Raw genomic sequence first — 17,603 nt, 5'->3', positions numbered from 1 at the left:
AAACATCCCTTCTCGTTATACGCCGCGCTTATTTCCCCATACTAACGCATGAAGCTGAGGCAATACTTTTGCATCATTCATCTCTTTACAATTTACAGCTTTATCAATCAGCCATTCATACTTATCTAATAATTTTTTTATAAGCATCGCATCATCCACTGTTTTTGTATCATCGTTTCCTACTTGTAAGAAAAATGGTACCTTTGGATGACGTTCGTGCATCTTAACTGCATATTCAAAATCATGATCATCGAATACTACTACTTTTAAACTAATATCTTTTCCTGCTAGTTTCTGAATAATAGCATCTAACCTCTGAAAATCTGTTTTCATCGTTGAACTTGGTGGTTTTGGAGAAATTGTTATCTCATCAATTTGAAGTAACCAATCTTGCCATTTACTCCCTTGCGTTTCAATTGCCGTTCGCATTCCATTTTCTTTTAATATAGAAAGAAGAAACTCAATATTTTTCAGTAATGCCGGATTTCCACCTGAAATCGTAACATGAGAAAAATTTTCTCCTCCAATTGCAACAAGCTCATCCCAAATATCTTCTGGTGTCATCTGTCTAATTTGATCTTTAGCTGATCCATCCCACGTAAAAGCAGAATCACACCAAGCACAGCTATAATCACAACCAGCTGTACGGATAAACATTGTCTTTTGCCCTACAACCATTCCTTCACCTTGAATAGTCGGACCGAATATTTCTAAGACAGGGATTTTACTCATCAAGCATCCACTCCCGTCTTACTTCCGCATAACTAGTCGGCGTCTCAAATAGACGAACAAATTCAACGCGAGCTCCTTTATATTCGTTCACTCGATTCTCTTTTGTTAGTGCTTCTGCCATCTTTTCATAAATCCAAACGACCATATTTTCAGCAGTCGTATTCATTGCAGGTAACGTTTCGTTTAAATAACGATGATCTAGATAAATTTCTATTTCATTCTTCCAAATTTCTTTTATATCTCCAAAGTCAATTGCAAGACCTATTTCATTTACATATCCACTAATTCCAAATACAACTTTATATGTGTGACCATGTAAGTTTTTACATTTCCCTTCATAACAGTGTAAATGGTGTGCTGCATCAAATGTAAATTCCTTGCTGACCATTACTCTTTTATTATGGTATTTGAGTTGTTTACGCTGAATATCCTTGTCCATTTTTTGCAAATTCTCTACGATGCGAAATCCAAAAAAGTTATCCATTAGTTGTTCGCTCCTTCGCGTTCTTGTAGGTACGTATCTAATCCTGCTTTACGAAGTTGACATGCTGGACATTCACCGCAACCATCACCAATGATTCCGTTATAACATGTTAATGTTTTTTCTCGAACAAACTCAAATGCTCCAAGTTCATCTGATAATTTCCATGTTTCAGCCTTATCAATCCACATAAGTGGCGTGTGAATGACAAACGGGTAATCCATAGATAAATTTAAAGTAACATTTAACGATTTCACAAACACGTCACGGCAGTCTGGATAACCACTGAAATCAGTTTCACATACACCCGTTACAATATGACGTGCTCCAACTTGTTTTGCTAATACAGCAGCAAATGATAAGAAGAGTAAATTTCGTCCATCTACAAATGTCGATGGCAATTCACCTTCTTCATGTGTAATCTCCATATCCGTTCTCGTTAAAGCATTTGGAGCAAGTTGATTTAATAGACTCATATCTAGTACCGTATGCTTTATTCCTAGTTCTTTTGCAATTTCCGCTGCACAATCAATTTCTAGCTTATGACGTTGATTGTAATTAAACGTTACAGCTTCTACCTCTGCAAACTGCTCTATTGCCCAAAATAAACATGTCGTACTATCTTGTCCTCCACTAAAAACAACAACTGCTTTTTCTTTTTTCATTTCACTCATTCTCCTTCTCTACTATAAATAAGAAGAAAGAACGTTCTTGAACTGTCACAATAAAAAAAACAAAACAATACCTAAGGATATTGTTGTTTCCATAGTTTTTTATAGAGGGAGTTCGCGAACCTCTCCCGCGCGGTGCACGGAATTTCTTCTTTCATTGACACAGCTTATTGTAACATATTGTATACTAGCGTAAAAATTTCTGATTTTTCAGCTATTTATTATTTCATTTCTTTCATTTTATAGTATGATTAATTTAATATAAGAAGAGAGGAGGCATCCCACTGAAACCCTTTATTATTTATCTCTTTTTAAATATATTATTCATCCTGATTACAATGCTCGTATATCATTTATTTTGGAATCAAAAAGGGAAACGCTCTCCTAAATTAAATTCAGCTATATTCATTGTACTATGTTGCCTTGCTACCGTACTCTGTATTACATTTGCAGCAAAAACAAATAATGGTTTTCAATTTGATATGCGCCATATTGTATTAATTGTCGGTACATTAACGGGAGGGCCTATTGCTGGTGGTTCTATCTTAGTTGTATTAAACATATATCGCTTATTATTAGGTGGGATAGGTGTTTTCCCATCTCTTATCGGTTCTGTTCTTCTATTTATTGTTCTATTATTAACATATAAATTTTTCAATCGAACTTCTAATCGTATAAAAATAACACTTGCTATTATCTACAGTCTCACATACGGATTTAGTTGGATACCCTTCTTCCTTTCAAAGGTTACAAATAAGACTGATTATATACCGCATATTATTGTGTATGAATTATGTTCAATGCTTGGTACGATTCTAATTTTATATTTACTACACATATTACAAACTCAAGTTCGTCTCCAAAACGAACTTATAAATGCTGAAAAGTTTCATTTAATTGGTGAAATGGCAGCGTCTATCTCTCATGAAATTCGCAATCCATTAACTTCAACGAAAGGTTTTTTACAACTGTTACAATCAGATACATGCACTGAGCAGGAACGAAAATTATATATCGACATTGCCATTAATGGCATCGAACAAGCAAATCATGTTCTTACAGATTATTTAACCTTTGCTAAACCAAGCATTGAAAAAGAACAAACATTACAGTTAGAAGAAGAATTACTACATGCATTGTCGTTAATTACACCGCTTGCTAATTTAACAAATGTACGTACTCATTATATAAAGCAAAGCACTTCTTTTTTTATCGCTGGAGAAAAGCAAAAACTAAATCAATGTTTATTAAATATTTTAAAAAATTGCATTGAGGCTATGCCAAAAGGCGGTGATCTTTATTTCACATTAGTTCCTGATCATAAGCATATTCAGTTATATATAAAAGATACAGGAGTCGGTATGGATTCAGAACAAGTAAAACGTCTTGGTTCGCCCTTTTATTCAACGAAAGAAAAAGGTACTGGACTTGGAATGATGGTCGTATTCAGTGTTGTTCAAGCTATGAATGGAAAAATTGATATTATAAGTGAAAAAGGAATCGGTACAACCTTTTTATTAACTTTTCCACTCATACAAAAAACGTGATGAAATACTCATCACGTTTTTTCTGTTCCTTCAACTAATTCAGCAAAAGCTTTCACTTTTCCGTGCGGTTGTTGATTTTCTTTACGTGCTTTCCAGGCGCGCTCTTCTTCTCGCTTCTTCTTAGACATGTTTTTTCAACTCCTTCTTTTCTTTCTCCATGTAGTATTCCAAAATAAGAAAGAAAACTATGCACGTATCAAAAAAGAAGTGGTTTCCCACTTCTTCCACTTTAGCGTTGCAAAATTGCATGTTTCGCCTCTTTTAACTGCGTAAGATGTCTTTGTTCATGCAAATCAAGAAATTGAACCCATTGATACAAATTCAGATCATTAAAAACAGGATGCTTTAATCCATTTTCAAATAAATCTTTTTCATCTATAACACTATGAAGCGCGTGTAATAGTTCTTGGCGTGAATGTTCTAGTAATTGAATTCCTTGCTGTTTTTTCATTAAAGTTTCTGTTGGTTGCATTTGCTGAGGAGCTTCTCGTTTATGTGTGCGATCAAGCGTAAGTTGGAGGTCTTTAAATGGAGTCATGTTTCTTTCATTTTTTTGTAAAGCATATACAAGGGCAGACGTGACAGATTGTTCAACTAAATGCAAGTGGTGTAAAATTTGAATAATACTCCATTTATCACGGCGTGGCTTTACATTCACTTCTGTGTCATTTAACATTTCAATTTCTGATAATAGCGTGCTTCGAGTAGCCTGTAATGAGTTTACTAAACTTTCTAAACTTACATCCATATTAGATTGAAGCATACTTGTTCCCCCCTTTTGTTGGTGAAAAGAGGTGCTCCTTATTAGAAACACCCCTTCAGTATTCTGAATTTTCTTTTATTATCTCATCATTTTCCCATTATGTCGATGTTAAACATGTGAAAAAAGCGCATGTTTTTTACAATTTTGTGTCGTCAATCGCATGTAACCATGCTTCAATTTCTGTAATAACACTTTTCACACAGCCTTCAGCAAATGGTGATGTTAAATTTGCAACCTCTACTAATTCTAAGAACGATTTACTTCCACCTTGTTGGCACAGATTCACATAATCTTCCCACGCCTCTTGTCTATTATCTCTTGCACGTTTCCAAAATTGTAGCGCACAAATTTGAGCAAGCGTGTAATCAATATAATAGAACGGTGAGCTATAAATATGCCCTTGACGTTGCCAAAAACCACCGCGCTCTAAATAATCATTCTCCTCATAATCACGATGTGGTAAATATTTCTTCTCTATGTTACGCCATGCTGTCTTACGCTCTTCAGGTGATGCTTCAGGATTTTCATATACATAATGTTGATATTCATCAACAGATACACCATAAGGTAAAAACAGAAGTGCTGAACTTAAGTGAGAGAAGTAATATTTATCTGCATCTTCTTCAAAGAATAGCTTCATCCATGGCCATGTAAAGAATTCCATACTCATAGAGTGGATTTCACACGCCTCATATGTTGGCCAATTATATTCTGGAATTTCAAATTTACGACTTTCATATACTTGGAAGGCATGACCTGCTTCATGTGTTAATACATCAATGTCACCAGATGTTCCATTGAAGTTTGAGAAAATAAATGGCGCTTTATAATTCTCAATATATGTACAATATCCGCCACCAGCTTTTCCTTTTTTCGCAACTAAATCTAATAAATCATTATCTAGCATGAAATTGAAAAATTCATCTGTTTCAGCCGATAACTCTTTATACATTGTCTTTCCATGATCAACAATCCAATCCGCATCTCCTTTTGGAGTTGGGTTACCTGTAGCAAACTCAAAGTTTTCGTCGTAATAAGCTAACTTCTCTACACCGATACGTGCTTGTTGTCGCTTTCTTAATTCCGTTGTAACGGGAACGATATAATCTAGCACTTGCTGACGGTAATTAGCCACCATCTCCGCATTATAATCTGTACGGTACATTCTTGCATATCCAAGTTCAACAAAGTTTTTGAAACCTAAAGATTTTGCGATTTTCGTTCTCACTTTAACAAGCTCATCATAAATACGATCTAGTTCTTCCTCATTTCCAGCTAAAAATCCGTAGTATGCTTCACTTGCTGCTTTACGTTCGCTTCTTTCTTTTCCTTGCATAAACGGAATCAGTTGCGATAACGTTCTTTCTTCTCCAGCAAAGTCAATTTTTGCAGATGCTAATAACTGTGTATATTGCGATGATAATTTATTTTCTAATTGTAAATCTTTCACGACTTCATCTGAATATGTTTTTAAATCACATTCTGCTAGAGCAAATAATTGTTTTCCATAATACGCCTCTAATTCTTCACGAAATGGAGAATTAATGAGTGCCTTATAATATTTTGTACCATATCCTTGTACAACTGGAGAGAATTCATCAAAGAAATCCTGCTCCTCCTTATAAAAAGTATCCGTCGTATCAACAGAATGGCGAATGTAACAAAGGTTTCCCATTGTACCAAAATCGTTGCGAATCTCATTAATTGAATGAATGACTTGTTTTTGTTCTTCTACAGTTTTTGCGTTATCAAACTTCTCTAAAGCAACAGTAAATTTCTCTTTTAACTCTTCAATATTTGGGCGTTTATATTCATAGTCTTTAAATGACATGAACGAGCCTCCTCTCCATTACATACCTTTATTATAATTCAATACGTATTCTTGAATTCCCTCTTAATTTTCAACAAATTTCGGCAGTGACTGCCCTGAGTTCATTACAAATAAAAAAAGCCTTGGATTTATTTATCCAAAGCTCCTTTGGAACATATTATTTTTCATACTTCCCAATTTTTTTTAATAAATCAAGTAATTCATCTTTTTCATCTTTCGTTAACATTTCAAAAGACTGATGTATAACTTTCTCATGCCCCGGAAAAATAGAAGCAATAAAGTTCTCGCCAGACTCAGTTAATTGCGCGTAAATAACACGTCTGTCATTCGGACATGGAATTCTCTTTACTAATCCCTTTTTCTCCAGCTTATCTACAACATATGTAATGCTGCCACTAGCTATTAAAATACGCTCACCAATTTGCTGAAGTGGTTGACCGCCTTTATGATATAGCAGTTCTAATACAGCAAATTCAGTTGGATTTAATCCGTTACTTTGTATAGATTTATTTGTAGTATCCATAACAGAACGATGTACACGAGATAATGCAATAAATACTTTTAAAGATTGAGAAATATCTTCTCGTTCATTATTTGATGTCATACAACTTTCAACCCTTCACTTAAATTCTCAGCAATAAAAAGAAAATGCCACTTCATACTTCATGTGAATTCCGAATGAGCATTCACTCATCCATTTCCTCTCCCCTAATATATTAAGAATCATTCTTGAATAAAAACATGACAATTTTAACATAGTTTATATATAATGATAATAAAAAAAGAAGGAGTACCACATTTGAAAGTCAAATTCCAAAGCATAATTGTATATATATTGCTTGTTATCCTACCGACAATAGGGATTGGTGCTACATTTTATTCGTATCATACATATAAAATGAAACAGGAAAACAAATTATCTGCTCATACAGTTCTCTTTTTATATAGAGATTATTTGGATCATCATCTTGGTGAAGCAATTTCTGCTTTAGACATGCTTGCAAAAGTTGTAGGCACCGAGACTGGTAATATAAATGGCATTAAACAAATTGTACATGATACAGATGGAAACGATGCACGCTTTTCTGGTCTATATTACGCTACACCAGAAGGAGTCATTACAATCGCATCTGAAGATGAATCAAAGCCTATAGATGTTTCAGACCGTAAATATATTCAAGACGCGCTCCAAACTAAAAAAACCACTGTATCATCAGTCATTACTGATCGCGTTCTTGGACATAAAGCTATTATAATTGCTGCCCCCATATTTAATAAACAGAAGGAGCTCTCAGGATTATTATTAGCTAGTTTACGCTTTGATTACATTTCATCTTCTTTAAATGCCATTAAACCACAATACCATTTTGAGGTAACTGATAAACATGATGTAGTTTTTCTAACCGATGATAATAACGACACAAGTGATACGCATTCTAATATGCTTACTACCCCACTCCAAAGATTAAATTGGAAGGTCTCTGTTTCTCCATTACCTATTCATCAAAAAACCTTATACCAGTGGGTTACAATAGAGTGTATAGCTACTTTATTTTTAATGTCTATTTTATTTTTACTTGCTCAATATATTTTGTTAAAACGGCAAACAAAACTTGAAAGACAACAAAATGAACTACAGAAAATTGAATTAGTTGGAACTTTTGCAGCGAGTACAGCACACGAAATCCGTAATCCTCTTACTGGAATTAAAGGGCTCGTCGCTCTATTAAAAGAGAAATATAAAGATGAGCAAGATCAGTTCTACTTTTCCGTAATTGAACAAGAAATAGAGCGAATCAATGAAATTGTAAGTGAATTTCTTATTCTCGGAAAGCCAACCGCCATCATCGAACAAACGTATGATGTAAGAACAATTCTAAATGAGGTAGCATTAATTATTCAATCTGAGGCGAATTTACATAACATTGTATTCCATTTACATTTGCCAGACCATCCTGTTCATATCCGTTGTTCGAAAGACCATATGAAACAAGTGGTTTTAAACATTACAAAAAATGCAATTGAGGCCATGACTTCTAGTGATACACTAACCATTGTAGTAAAAAACAATGAAACACACGCACAATTGCAGATTATAGATACTGGAAAAGGGATTCCGCAACATATTCAAAAACACCTCTTTCATCCGTTCTTTACTAATAAAGATACTGGAACAGGTCTTGGACTTGTCATATGTAAACGAATTGTAGAGATGTATAATGGGCATATTTTTATTGACAGTACAGAAAACGAAGGAACAACAGTTCATATCGAAATTCCGTTACACATAGTATAATTATCCTTATCCTATAAGGGTAATTATACTTATTTCATAAAACCAGCCACAAGCATTCGCCAAAAATTATTTGATTTTCCTTCATACCCGATTTGGAAAATAGGTATTTTTATAATTGAAAACCATTTCGGTGTTTGTTTTTCTTTATAACATTGATATTGTAAAATAAGCTTGTCCAATTCTTGACTAACTTGAATTGTCTCCCTACTATTTAGCCCACTTGTTAATCCTAGTTGAATCATTTCTTCACGTTTCATATGAATATCACGTGAAAGCTTTTCTAATGTGTACTTCCTTTTTACAGTAAACATCCATATCCCCCTTATTATACTTCCATGCTCTTAACTTCACTTCTCCATTGACTTTTTTAACTACTTAATCATATGCAAATTTGAAGAATCAGAAAATTTAACATTTTCTCCCTGTAATTTACAAATCTTTACCCTCACTTTGAGAATTATTACAAATTATTCTATCTTTGTAAATACATTCGCAATAATAGACATTTTTTTCATCTTGTTTTTTTATAAATTCTACGTAAACCGGGGATTCTTAATTTTCCATCTACTTTTCTTCGACATTTTTTGTTTAATTTATATAAAAAAGCAAAACATAATGATGATTGATAAAGTGAAACTTTAATCAGTGTTTTTTGTTCAGCCCCCACTGATTATTAGCATTCACCAATCGGGCGTTTATAGGCAGTGGGTCTCCCACCTATCCAGCCCAATGTTGAGGTGGGAGTTTTACTACCCACAAATAGCGGGATAACAATAGAAAGGAAATATTTATATGCGAAAATATACGATTGCATTATTCATCATTGTTTTGTTTTTACCGTCCTTCTTATTTCCTATTCAAGCAAATGCTCATACGAATAAAGTTGCTATTGTCATTGATGATTTCGGAAATAATATGAAGGGGACTAATCAAATGTTATCACTTCCCATTCCACTCACTGTTGCTGTTATGCCTTTTCTTCCTTCCACAAAAGAAGATGCAATAGCTGCCCATAAGAAAGGCCATGAAGTTATTATACATATGCCAATGGAACCTATAAAAGGTAAAAAAGAATGGCTTGGGCCGAAAGCAATTACAACTGATTTAAGCGATGAAGAAATAAACAACCGACTTGAACAAGCGATCCAAGAAGTACCGCATGCAATTGGAATGAACAATCATATGGGGTCAAAAGTAACAGCGGATGAAAGAATTGTTCGCCTTATACTTGCTGCTTGTAAAAAACACGGTTTATTTTACTTAGATAGTAAAACGAATCCTAATAGTGTCGTCCCAAAAATCGGAAAAGAATTAGGAGTTCCTATTGTTGAAAACCAACTATTTTTTGATGATGTGTATACAGCAGGACATATTTCAAAACAAGCCCAATTACTCATCAAAAAAATTCAAGAAAAACCTATTATGGTAGCTATCGGGCATGTGGGCCCTCCAGGTGAAATTACATCACGCGTTATTGAAACTTCTATCCCTAAAATTCGTGAGCATGCAGACTTTATTTTCTTATCTGATCTAGCATTATCCCCGCCTCCTGTTTCAAAATAAAGTTGATTACTCACATAAAGTGAAACTTTAATCAGCCCTCACCAATTGGGCTTTTACTGGCAGTCCGCCCCCCACTTAACTTCTTTGCTTACGCTGAATTTTGAGGCGCGGATTTTACTGCCCACAAATGGCGGGACAAAAAAGTACCTATCTATATATAACAGATAGGTACTTTTTTTAACTTAAATATAATCTACATGACTCACTCTGAATCCTTTTTTCTCTATTTTTCGGATTAATTGCTTTAATCTTGTTTCATCTAACTCATCTGATATATTTACAATAACGCGGCGGATATATTGATCACCGTTATCTAGCGTAAATAGGCCACCGATATTATATGCTTTTAACAATGTCCCAAGCTCTTTAATCGTTCCCTTACAATCTTGTGTTGCAATTGTTAATATATAACCACCTGTTCGCATACCAAATGAATCTTCAATAACATCAAATATATTCGAATGCGTTAACATACCGACAAATTCATTATAATCATTTAGCACAGCTAAAAACGGAAGCCGACGAATTACATAAAAAGCTCTGAAGAATGAATCCTTTTCAAAAATAAATGCATTGGAATCATCAAGCATATCCCCTGCACTTACATGCTCTAATCCGCTATTGCATTTTTTTTCTAATAAATCTACTTTATAAATAATCCCCGTGAATTTCTTCTCATCTTCTGCTAATACCGGGATGGCTCGAAATCCCGTTTCGTTCATCATTTGCAGTGCCTCTTCACCAGAATCATTTATCTTGCAAAATGTTACTTGCTGCTTTGGCAGAAAATGATATTTAACTCGCAAAATATGTTCCTCCTTACATGTCAACATGTAATCTATATATAATAAGGAGACCTATATTTTATGAGTGAAATTATTTTTAAAACGCTTTCATTTGTTTATTAACTTGTAGCCATATCACATCCATTTTTATATAACAGAGCTCCTTGCACCCTTAATCATTAATAACTTTACATGATAGTTCATTAAATATTCTATACCCTCTAGCCATTTTTTCGCTTCTTCTGGCGTTTTTCCCCACACAATCATGCCGTAATTATGAACAAGAACTACTCCTCCACCTTCAATAAAATTCGGAACATTGCTTTCTAATAAATCAGCGAATTTTTTTTCATCTTCTACAATTGGAATTGTCATTTCTGTTATACCTTCTTTTCCGAAAACACGCTCCACACTGCGTTTATCGAACGTTACTTCTCCTTCTTCCCCATATAACTCTGATATTAAATGACTATCTACAGTCTGCACTTGTAAAATACATCCTGCACTACTTTTTTTATAAATATCCGCATGCATAAATGACTCTGCAGCTGGTTTTTCTTCATTTTCAAATACTGACTCGCACATGCAATTTACGACAATAAAATCTTCTTCCGAAAATAGCCCTTTATCTCTTCCCTCAACATTTACTAAAAATGTTAACGGCTCTTTTGACGTACATAGCGATAAGCTAATTTTGGTACCATAAAACCAATCACGAAGTGCCAATTCAGATTTCACATCTTTTAATTCATTCCATTTCTTCAGAAAAAATAACATTTCGTCACCCCCGGCATAATATTCATATAAGGTTCGAATCCTTTCTATGTAAAAGGAATATTTTTTGATTATTCTAAAAATTTAATTGAATTATCACATGAGAACGCTTTTTTGTCAATATAGTTTCGTGGTTCTTCTTTAAAATAGGCTATTCATATGTCTATACTCCTATCTATTTCCTATTTCATTTTGAACATAAAAAATACGCTATTCTTTAATTAAAGAATAGCGTATTTTCCTCATTTTTTATTCCGCATTAACGGGCAGCCCGATTCGTGAGGGCTACTAATCAGTGGGGAATGAACAAAACCCCCACTGAATAAAGTTTCACTTTATTTCTTTATTGCATTATACAAAAACTGTGCGTATTGTTCACGTGTTACGAAATTATCTCCTAAAAAATTCCCTTCCCCGTCGCCTTTTGATATTTTATTATCCACTAAAGCTTTCACATATCCTTTCGCCCAATGGCCATTTGGTACATCTTTAAAATTCTCTGCACTATTTTCATTTTCTTTTAACTGAAATACTCTTTGTAGTACTACTGACATTTCATATCGAGTTAATACTCCATCCGGACGGAACATACCATTTCCATAGCCTGTCATAATTCCAGCTTGAACCACTGCATCAATAGCCGTTTCATACATATTTCCTTTCGTATCTGTAAATGCCGTTTTTTGTTCTAGATTATTTTCTAATTTTAAATACCTTTGTATTAGAAGTGCTACTTGTCCACGAGTAATGTTATCACCAAATCCAAATTCACCATTTCCATAGCCTATAAATAATTTTTCTTTGGCTAAGTAATTAATTGCTTCTTCTGACCAATGTCCCTTTGGTACATCTTTAAATTCTACCACTTCTGTTTTCTCATCTTCTTTAGATGTATTACCGTCTTTACTTTCTACTACATTTTGAATAACAGATCCTGTAAAGAAGATTCCTGTATCCGCGAATGGATCTTTCACACCAAATTCATATACTTTCTCACCTGGTGTACTCCATTTCACTACACCATTACTATACGTACCATTATCGCTCTTCAGGCGGATTTTCGTAGAAATCTCACCATCTTTTTCATATATAGGTACTTTTACTTCTTTATTTACTTCTGTTTCCTCTAAAAATACTTTTTGATTTTGGACATTAATATAAGCCGTCTTACTTAGTTCTATAACTGGTCGGACATCACGGATTTCATTTGCAACAAAACTTAGAAATACTAATTTTTTTAAATTACTAACTGGTGATAAGTCTGAAATATAATTCGCTTCTAAATCAAGCTTTTGTAAGTTTACTAAACTTGATAATGGAGTAATATCTTTTAACTCGTTGTTGGGTAAGTTTAAAATTTTCAACTGTGTCATCTTACTTAGAGGAGTAACATCTGTTATTTCATTTTTCCCTATCCATAGCTCTTGTAATTGATTCAATTGATCAATGCCTGATAAATCTTTCACTTTATTACGTGTTAATACTAAATCTTTTAACGGTAACGTATAAAGCGGTTTAATATCTTCAATTTGATTACCTGCTAAAGTTAAGTATGTTACATTTTTCAAATTGCTTAATGGAGCAACGTTCGTAATTTTATTATTTGCTAAATTCAAGTAATCTAGTTGTTCCATTTTCGCTAATGCTGTTACATCTTCTATTTGGTTGCCTGATAGAAATAAACTTTTTACATCTTTCATTTCAGTTAGTGGTGCAACGTTTGTAATTTTATTATTACTTAAATCAAGGGATTCTAAATTATCCATCTTAACAAGTGGCGTTACATCTGCAAATTCATTACCACGCAAAGCTAAATGATTTAATTGCTTTAAGTTCGCAAAGAACGACGGATCCTTTATCTTCGCATTCGCAACTGTTAAAGATTTTAAATTTGGCATATATTTTAATGCACTATAATCAAGTATCTCATTTGTATTTAAAAACAAATCCTTTACTTGTAATAAATCTTCTTTCGTAATTGGTGTATTTAAATCTTTTCTATTAAATACTTTTTTATTAACAAGCTCTCTTAATTTGTTATCTGTTATCATATTTTGATTATCAACTGGATTATCCGTTTCCGTATTTCCTGAATTAGAGTTATCATCTGGTTTCTCTGTTTCTTTGTTACCTACAGTTGGATCTTTAATTTCAAATTGAACTTGATATTTGTGATCATATCCAATAGCTGGAATAAGTATATGCATTTGCATATTGTGCTTCTTCTCAAACTCGCCAATTTCAAATTGAACTACCTTCGTTCCATTCTTCCTCTTATCTTCTGACAAAACCTTCACATCATGAAATACACCAGGCTGGTTTTTATCTTCTATTCTAAGATATTGAAAATAATCGCTATCTTGCATTGTTACAGTGACAATTTTTTTGCCAGCTGCAATCGTTACTTTAGGATCTTTTATATATTGAGAAACCATAGATGGCTCATCTTTTTGGTCCTTATATATTTTAATCTCAGTATCATACGTGCGATCACTCGCTGCTGCTACCGATTGATTTGCTTCAACTTTTAATGCCGCTAATGCTGGAGTAGAGTACGTAGCAAATGGAATCGCTAATGTTGTCGCTACTACTAGCGCCTTCATATAATTTTTTTTCAAAATAATATCCCCTATCATATATAATTTTCACAATTGATAACATTTATCAATTAATCACAATAAATGATAATGAATCTCATTATCATTGTCAATGAGAATATTACATTAAATTTATATTTTTAAAGGTACAAAATAAAAAGCCCTTTATTCAAAGGGCTTTTTTACCTATCGTATGAAGAATTTCACTTTTTTCCTTCTCATTGATGACACCTATTTTTTGCAAAATATTCGCGTACAATACAAGTTTATTATATATTCGTTCTGACATGTTCTCCCTTCTTTCCTTCGACCAACTTTTTTTGTATTGGTAAATTATATGAAGGAGGTGAGAAAATGTGTCCACTTTTTGCATAACTGCAAATCTTTTATTTTACGATTTACAGATAATAAAACTCCCTCCTAAAAATTAGGTGGGAGTTTATGTGCTTTCACTGTATTTAACAAACTGTCCACTGAATATTATGCTTCATAAGTTCTTCTTCAAAGCTATATGGCATTTTTTTATCACAAATTACGTGTTGAATACGCGAAATTGTTGCTATACGATAATTCCCTTTCACGCCTACCTTCGTATGATCACATAAAATATATGTTTTCTCAGCTAATTTCATCATCGCCTCTGACAATTTCGCTTTCTCTAATTCAAAGCTGGAAACTCCAAAACTAGGTAATAACCCATCAATCGAAACAAACGCTTTATGAAAATGGAATTGCTGTATGACTTGCTGAGAAATAGACCCTGATACACGCGAATGCTTTGGAGATACTTTTCCACCTATAAATAAAACTTCACCATGAAACATCTTTTTATTAATAGAAGAAATTAATTGTGTTGCGACTGGAAATGAACTTGTTACAATTGTTAAGTTCTTACGATGAACAAGGTATGGAACCATCTGAAGCGGTGTACTTCCATCATCAATTGCAATGACATCACCATCTTCTACAAATGTCGCTGCTTTATAACCAATTCTTTTCTTCTCTTCTATATGTAGCATTTCTCTTTCTAACATTGGTGCCTCTACTCCAGCGCCTGGAAGTTGAACAGCTCCACCATACACTTTTTTCAGCTTCTTTTCACGATCTAATTCTTCTAAATATCGACGAATCGTTTCTGTTGATACAGCAAATTCTCTCGCTAATTCTGAGACCTTTACTTTCCCTTTAAATTCTACCTTTTCAAGAATGGTTCGCTTTCTTTCTTCTCCTACTACAGACATAGCTTCACCTCATTTATATCTCCCTTATAAACTTCCTTACTTATACAAAGTTATAATTTTCTTTATAAGTAGAAACTTCTTCATGAATATGAATACCGCGCTTTGCTAGCTCATCAAAAATCAATTGTGGATTTTCAAAGGCTTCTTCAGGCGTAACAACACCCACCCTATTTACATTTCCATTTGCAATTAACTCTGTAGCAACCCCAAATGGAATACCGACGTTTCTCGTATACGCTCTTAATTTTTCCCATCCTACAACAGAACCATCAGATAACGGATGTGTATGATATAACACATGTCTTTGCTTCTCATTATTTTTCATACCTATTACTTCTACATGAAGTGCATAACCATAAAGCTCTGTTTCTTGACCTTCTTTCGATTGCAATAAATACTGCGAAATACAATCCATAATTCCTATTTCTTTCCCGTTTATTTCAATCTGATCATTACGCAATATGCCGTAATCATATAAAGCACGTACAAGTTGCATATTTTGCTTTGGCCAAGTTCCTCTCGTCTCTATCAGTTTGACACCTTTATTTTCTAGTGCCTTTGCTAACGTAATCGTTTCAGAATGCGGAATGATATACTGTGTTGCCTTACCATAAGGCGCTGGTAATTCTATTTCTCTCGGACGCGCAAACGGAAGTACTTGCTTAAATTCACCATCTTCATACACTATACGCGATGATAAATGTGGATCATATTCATATGTCGTTGTCTCTGTAATTGAAGCAGAAAAAGCAATCGGACGATACGAACCGTGACTTACACGGACGGACTCTACAGTATCCAGTTGATTTGCTGCATGCATTGCCATCATTTGCGTTACACCTGGCGTCATGCCAAATCCAGGTAAACATGTTTTTTCATTTTGAACAAATATAGCATGCGATTCATTTTCTTCACCAAATCCATTTAAGTTCACACCGTGACAGCCTGCTTCTGCAATACAGCGAGTCGACAATCCGTTTAGCTTTATCGTCGTACCGTCCATTACAATGTCATAACCTTTCATTTTTGCAACCGTATCCTCGTGATTCGTTACATCTACTTTTACAAAATCAACACGAGGATCGTTGAGCCATTCTACTACTTTACGGCCCTCTTCCTCGTTAAAATCGGCTACAGTAATCGTCTCAAAAGATGAAAATTGAACTAAATCCAAAATAGCTTCACGACAAATTTTACCTGCTCCACCTAAGCAAAATACTTTCACCCAATAACAGCTCCTTTAGCAATACAATCAACTAAGCGATTAATATCTTCTTCATGTACATCACCGATATTTCCAATGCGGAACGTATCTACTTTCGAAATTTTCCCAGGGTAAATAACAAATCCATAACGCTTTAATTCGTTATATAACTGTTGAAACTCAAACCCCTCTTTTGGATAAATGAAAGATGTAATAATAGGAGATTGATATTTCTTATCTACTAGTGGCTTAAATCCGATTTCTCCCATTCTATTCACTAGTAGTTTTTGATTGTTGTAATATCGATTGTAACGCGCTCTTACTCCACCTTCTTTTTCTAGCTCAAGTAGCGCTTGATAAAAAGCATGTACAACATGTGTAGGTGAAGTAAAACGCCATTTCCCATTTTGTTTTTCCATCGTTTCCCACTGATCATATAAATCAAGAGATAAAGAGCGTCCTTGCCCTTTACACTTCAATAATTCATCACGTTTTGCGATTACAAATCCGAATCCAGGAACCCCTTGAATACACTTATTTGCACTACTAATTAAAAAATCAATTTGTAAATCAGCAATGTCTATTTCAATCCCGCCGAAACTACTCATCGCATCAACAATTGTAACCTTTCCATACTGTTGTCCTAATTTACATACATCTACAATTGGATTTATAATTCCTGTCGTTGTTTCACAATGAACAACTGCAATATGCGTAATCTCTTTATCTTCTTGCAATAACTTTTCTACTTCTACAATATTAGTAGGTTCCCACTCTTCTGTTTGACTGATCACTACATCAATCTGTAACATCTCTGCCATTTGCACAATTCGCTTACCGTACGCACCATTTGTACAAACGAGAAGCTTCCCATTTGCTGGAATAACAGAACCAATTACTGCTTCAACTGAAAACGTACCGCTTCCTTGCATTAATACTGTTGTATATTTCTCTTCTTCCTTCGTCGCTAACGATACAAGTTTAGCTCTTACTTCTTGCACCATCGTATTATATTCATCATCCCACGTACACCAATCGTATAGCATAACTTCTTTTACTGATTTTGTTGTCGTTAATGGTCCTGGTGTTAATAATAAGTAGTGATTTTCATTCATGAT

Annotated in this window: 17 protein-coding genes and 1 riboswitch; of the genes, 3 read left to right on the top strand and 14 right to left on the bottom strand. The window is 34.0% G+C overall.

Going from position 1 to position 17,603, the window contains the following annotated elements:
• Positions 1–15: 15 nt before the first annotated feature.
• From queE to queC, 3 genes are read right to left on the bottom strand one after another with little or no spacing between them, the layout of a single operon-like run.
• Positions 16–732, bottom strand: coding sequence for a 7-carboxy-7-deazaguanine synthase QueE (gene queE / locus V7S45_RS06605; protein WP_342761697.1), 717 nt, complete (start codon positions 730–732; stop codon positions 16–18).
• Positions 725–1,216 (bottom strand): 6-carboxytetrahydropterin synthase QueD, encoded by a 492-nt coding sequence (gene queD / locus V7S45_RS06600; protein WP_000368414.1) that lies wholly within the window; start codon positions 1,214–1,216, stop codon positions 725–727. Before queD ends, queE begins: the two co-directional genes overlap by 8 nt.
• Positions 1,216–1,878, bottom strand: a complete 663-nt coding sequence (gene queC, locus V7S45_RS06595) for a 7-cyano-7-deazaguanine synthase QueC (protein WP_000711595.1) — start codon at positions 1,876–1,878, stop codon at positions 1,216–1,218. The genes queD and queC overlap by 1 nt, the downstream gene beginning before the upstream one ends.
• A 94-nt stretch (positions 1,879–1,972) precedes the next feature.
• Positions 1,973–2,016, bottom strand: a riboswitch (PreQ1 riboswitch).
• A gap of 206 nt (positions 2,017–2,222) precedes the next feature.
• Between queC and kinB the strand changes: the two genes are divergently transcribed.
• Positions 2,223–3,431, top strand: coding sequence for a sporulation sensor histidine kinase KinB (kinB, locus tag V7S45_RS06590; RefSeq protein ID WP_000964151.1), 1,209 nt, complete (start codon positions 2,223–2,225; stop codon positions 3,429–3,431).
• Positions 3,432–3,442: 11 nt separating this feature from the next.
• Here kinB and V7S45_RS06585 read toward each other — a convergent pair whose 3' ends face one another.
• The 4 genes from V7S45_RS06585 to V7S45_RS06570 all read right to left on the bottom strand — a co-directional run bounded on the left by V7S45_RS06585 (position 3,443) and on the right by V7S45_RS06570 (position 6,629).
• Positions 3,443–3,559, bottom strand: a complete 117-nt coding sequence (locus tag V7S45_RS06585; protein ID WP_000038355.1) for a DUF6254 family protein — start codon at positions 3,557–3,559, stop codon at positions 3,443–3,445.
• Positions 3,560–3,660: 101 nt separating this feature from the next.
• A complete protein-coding gene (locus tag V7S45_RS06580; RefSeq protein ID WP_000941961.1) occupies positions 3,661–4,194 on the bottom strand; it encodes a DinB family protein in 534 nt (177 codons plus the stop codon).
• A 136-nt stretch (positions 4,195–4,330) separates the two neighbouring features.
• Positions 4,331–6,025 (bottom strand): M3 family oligoendopeptidase, encoded by a 1,695-nt coding sequence (locus V7S45_RS06575; protein WP_000008577.1) that lies wholly within the window; start codon positions 6,023–6,025, stop codon positions 4,331–4,333.
• A 157-nt stretch (positions 6,026–6,182) separates the two neighbouring features.
• On the bottom strand, positions 6,183–6,629 hold the full coding sequence (locus V7S45_RS06570) for a MarR family transcriptional regulator (RefSeq protein WP_000203336.1): 447 nt from the start codon (positions 6,627–6,629) through the stop codon (positions 6,183–6,185).
• Positions 6,630–6,824: 195 nt separating this feature from the next.
• Between V7S45_RS06570 and V7S45_RS06565 the strand changes: the two genes are divergently transcribed.
• Complete coding sequence (locus V7S45_RS06565; RefSeq protein ID WP_025687770.1) at positions 6,825–8,321, top strand: DUF3149 domain-containing protein; 1,497 nt, start codon at positions 6,825–6,827, stop codon at positions 8,319–8,321.
• A gap of 29 nt (positions 8,322–8,350) precedes the next feature.
• Here V7S45_RS06565 and V7S45_RS06560 read toward each other — a convergent pair whose 3' ends face one another.
• Positions 8,351–8,632 (bottom strand): aspartyl-phosphate phosphatase Spo0E family protein, encoded by a 282-nt coding sequence (locus tag V7S45_RS06560; RefSeq protein ID WP_000495536.1) that lies wholly within the window; start codon positions 8,630–8,632, stop codon positions 8,351–8,353.
• 481 nt (positions 8,633–9,113) lie between these two features.
• Between V7S45_RS06560 and V7S45_RS06555 the strand changes: the two genes are divergently transcribed.
• Positions 9,114–9,884: a divergent polysaccharide deacetylase family protein gene (locus V7S45_RS06555; RefSeq protein WP_025687769.1), complete on the top strand. Its 771-nt coding sequence runs from the start codon at positions 9,114–9,116 to the stop codon at positions 9,882–9,884.
• A gap of 182 nt (positions 9,885–10,066) precedes the next feature.
• Here the strand turns inward: V7S45_RS06555 and cbpA are convergent, their stop codons facing one another.
• The 6 genes from cbpA to phnW all read right to left on the bottom strand — a co-directional run bounded on the left by cbpA (position 10,067) and on the right by phnW (position 17,600).
• A complete protein-coding gene (gene cbpA, locus V7S45_RS06550) occupies positions 10,067–10,690 on the bottom strand; it encodes a cyclic di-AMP binding protein CbpA (RefSeq protein WP_025687768.1) in 624 nt (207 codons plus the stop codon).
• A gap of 126 nt (positions 10,691–10,816) precedes the next feature.
• Positions 10,817–11,446, bottom strand: a complete 630-nt coding sequence (locus V7S45_RS06545) for a class II aldolase/adducin family protein (RefSeq protein WP_000896006.1) — start codon at positions 11,444–11,446, stop codon at positions 10,817–10,819.
• Between the two features lie 332 nt (positions 11,447–11,778).
• Positions 11,779–14,079: an NEAT domain-containing leucine-rich repeat protein gene (locus V7S45_RS06540; RefSeq protein ID WP_088345370.1), complete on the bottom strand. Its 2,301-nt coding sequence runs from the start codon at positions 14,077–14,079 to the stop codon at positions 11,779–11,781.
• A gap of 419 nt (positions 14,080–14,498) precedes the next feature.
• Positions 14,499–15,281 (bottom strand): DeoR/GlpR family DNA-binding transcription regulator, encoded by a 783-nt coding sequence (locus V7S45_RS06535; protein WP_025687766.1) that lies wholly within the window; start codon positions 15,279–15,281, stop codon positions 14,499–14,501.
• Positions 15,282–15,321: 40 nt separating this feature from the next.
• Entirely contained in the window at positions 15,322–16,506 is a 1,185-nt protein-coding gene (locus V7S45_RS06530) for a saccharopine dehydrogenase C-terminal domain-containing protein (RefSeq protein ID WP_000862165.1), read from the bottom strand.
• Positions 16,503–17,600, bottom strand: coding sequence for a 2-aminoethylphosphonate--pyruvate transaminase (gene phnW, locus V7S45_RS06525; RefSeq protein ID WP_001004774.1), 1,098 nt, complete (start codon positions 17,598–17,600; stop codon positions 16,503–16,505). The genes V7S45_RS06530 and phnW overlap by 4 nt, the downstream gene beginning before the upstream one ends.
• Positions 17,601–17,603: the final 3 nt, after the last annotated feature.

This window comes from Bacillus sp. BR3(2024), assembly GCF_039134555.1.
Lineage (GTDB): Bacteria > Bacillota > Bacilli > Bacillales > Bacillaceae_G > Bacillus_A > Bacillus_A cereus.
This window is presented reverse-complemented; position numbering and strand designations above follow the sequence as displayed.

Excerpts from the sequence above, each read along its gene's own strand:
- V7S45_RS06545 (WP_000896006.1), bottom strand. The coding sequence starts at position 11,446 with ATGTTATTTTTTCTGAAGAAATGGAATGAATTAAAAGATGTGAAATCT.
- queC (WP_000711595.1), bottom strand. The coding sequence starts at position 1,878 with ATGAAAAAAGAAAAAGCAGTTGTTGTTTTTAGTGGAGGACAAGATAGT.
- queE (WP_342761697.1), bottom strand. The coding sequence starts at position 732 with ATGAGTAAAATCCCTGTCTTAGAAATATTCGGTCCGACTATTCAAGGT.
- V7S45_RS06585 (WP_000038355.1), bottom strand. The coding sequence starts at position 3,559 with ATGTCTAAGAAGAAGCGAGAAGAAGAGCGCGCCTGGAAAGCACGTAAA.
- V7S45_RS06535 (WP_025687766.1), bottom strand. The coding sequence starts at position 15,281 with ATGTCTGTAGTAGGAGAAGAAAGAAAGCGAACCATTCTTGAAAAGGTA.
- V7S45_RS06580 (WP_000941961.1), bottom strand. The coding sequence starts at position 4,194 with ATGCTTCAATCTAATATGGATGTAAGTTTAGAAAGTTTAGTAAACTCA.
- phnW (WP_001004774.1), bottom strand. The coding sequence starts at position 17,600 with ATGAATGAAAATCACTACTTATTATTAACACCAGGACCATTAACGACA.
- V7S45_RS06555 (WP_025687769.1), top strand. The coding sequence starts at position 9,114 with ATGCGAAAATATACGATTGCATTATTCATCATTGTTTTGTTTTTACCG.
- V7S45_RS06575 (WP_000008577.1), bottom strand. The coding sequence starts at position 6,025 with ATGTCATTTAAAGACTATGAATATAAACGCCCAAATATTGAAGAGTTA.
- V7S45_RS06570 (WP_000203336.1), bottom strand. The coding sequence starts at position 6,629 with ATGACATCAAATAATGAACGAGAAGATATTTCTCAATCTTTAAAAGTA.
- queD (WP_000368414.1), bottom strand. The coding sequence starts at position 1,216 with ATGGATAACTTTTTTGGATTTCGCATCGTAGAGAATTTGCAAAAAATG.
- kinB (WP_000964151.1), top strand. The coding sequence starts at position 2,223 with ATGCTCGTATATCATTTATTTTGGAATCAAAAAGGGAAACGCTCTCCT.
- V7S45_RS06560 (WP_000495536.1), bottom strand. The coding sequence starts at position 8,632 with ATGTTTACTGTAAAAAGGAAGTACACATTAGAAAAGCTTTCACGTGAT.
- V7S45_RS06540 (WP_088345370.1), bottom strand. The coding sequence starts at position 14,079 with ATGATAGGGGATATTATTTTGAAAAAAAATTATATGAAGGCGCTAGTA.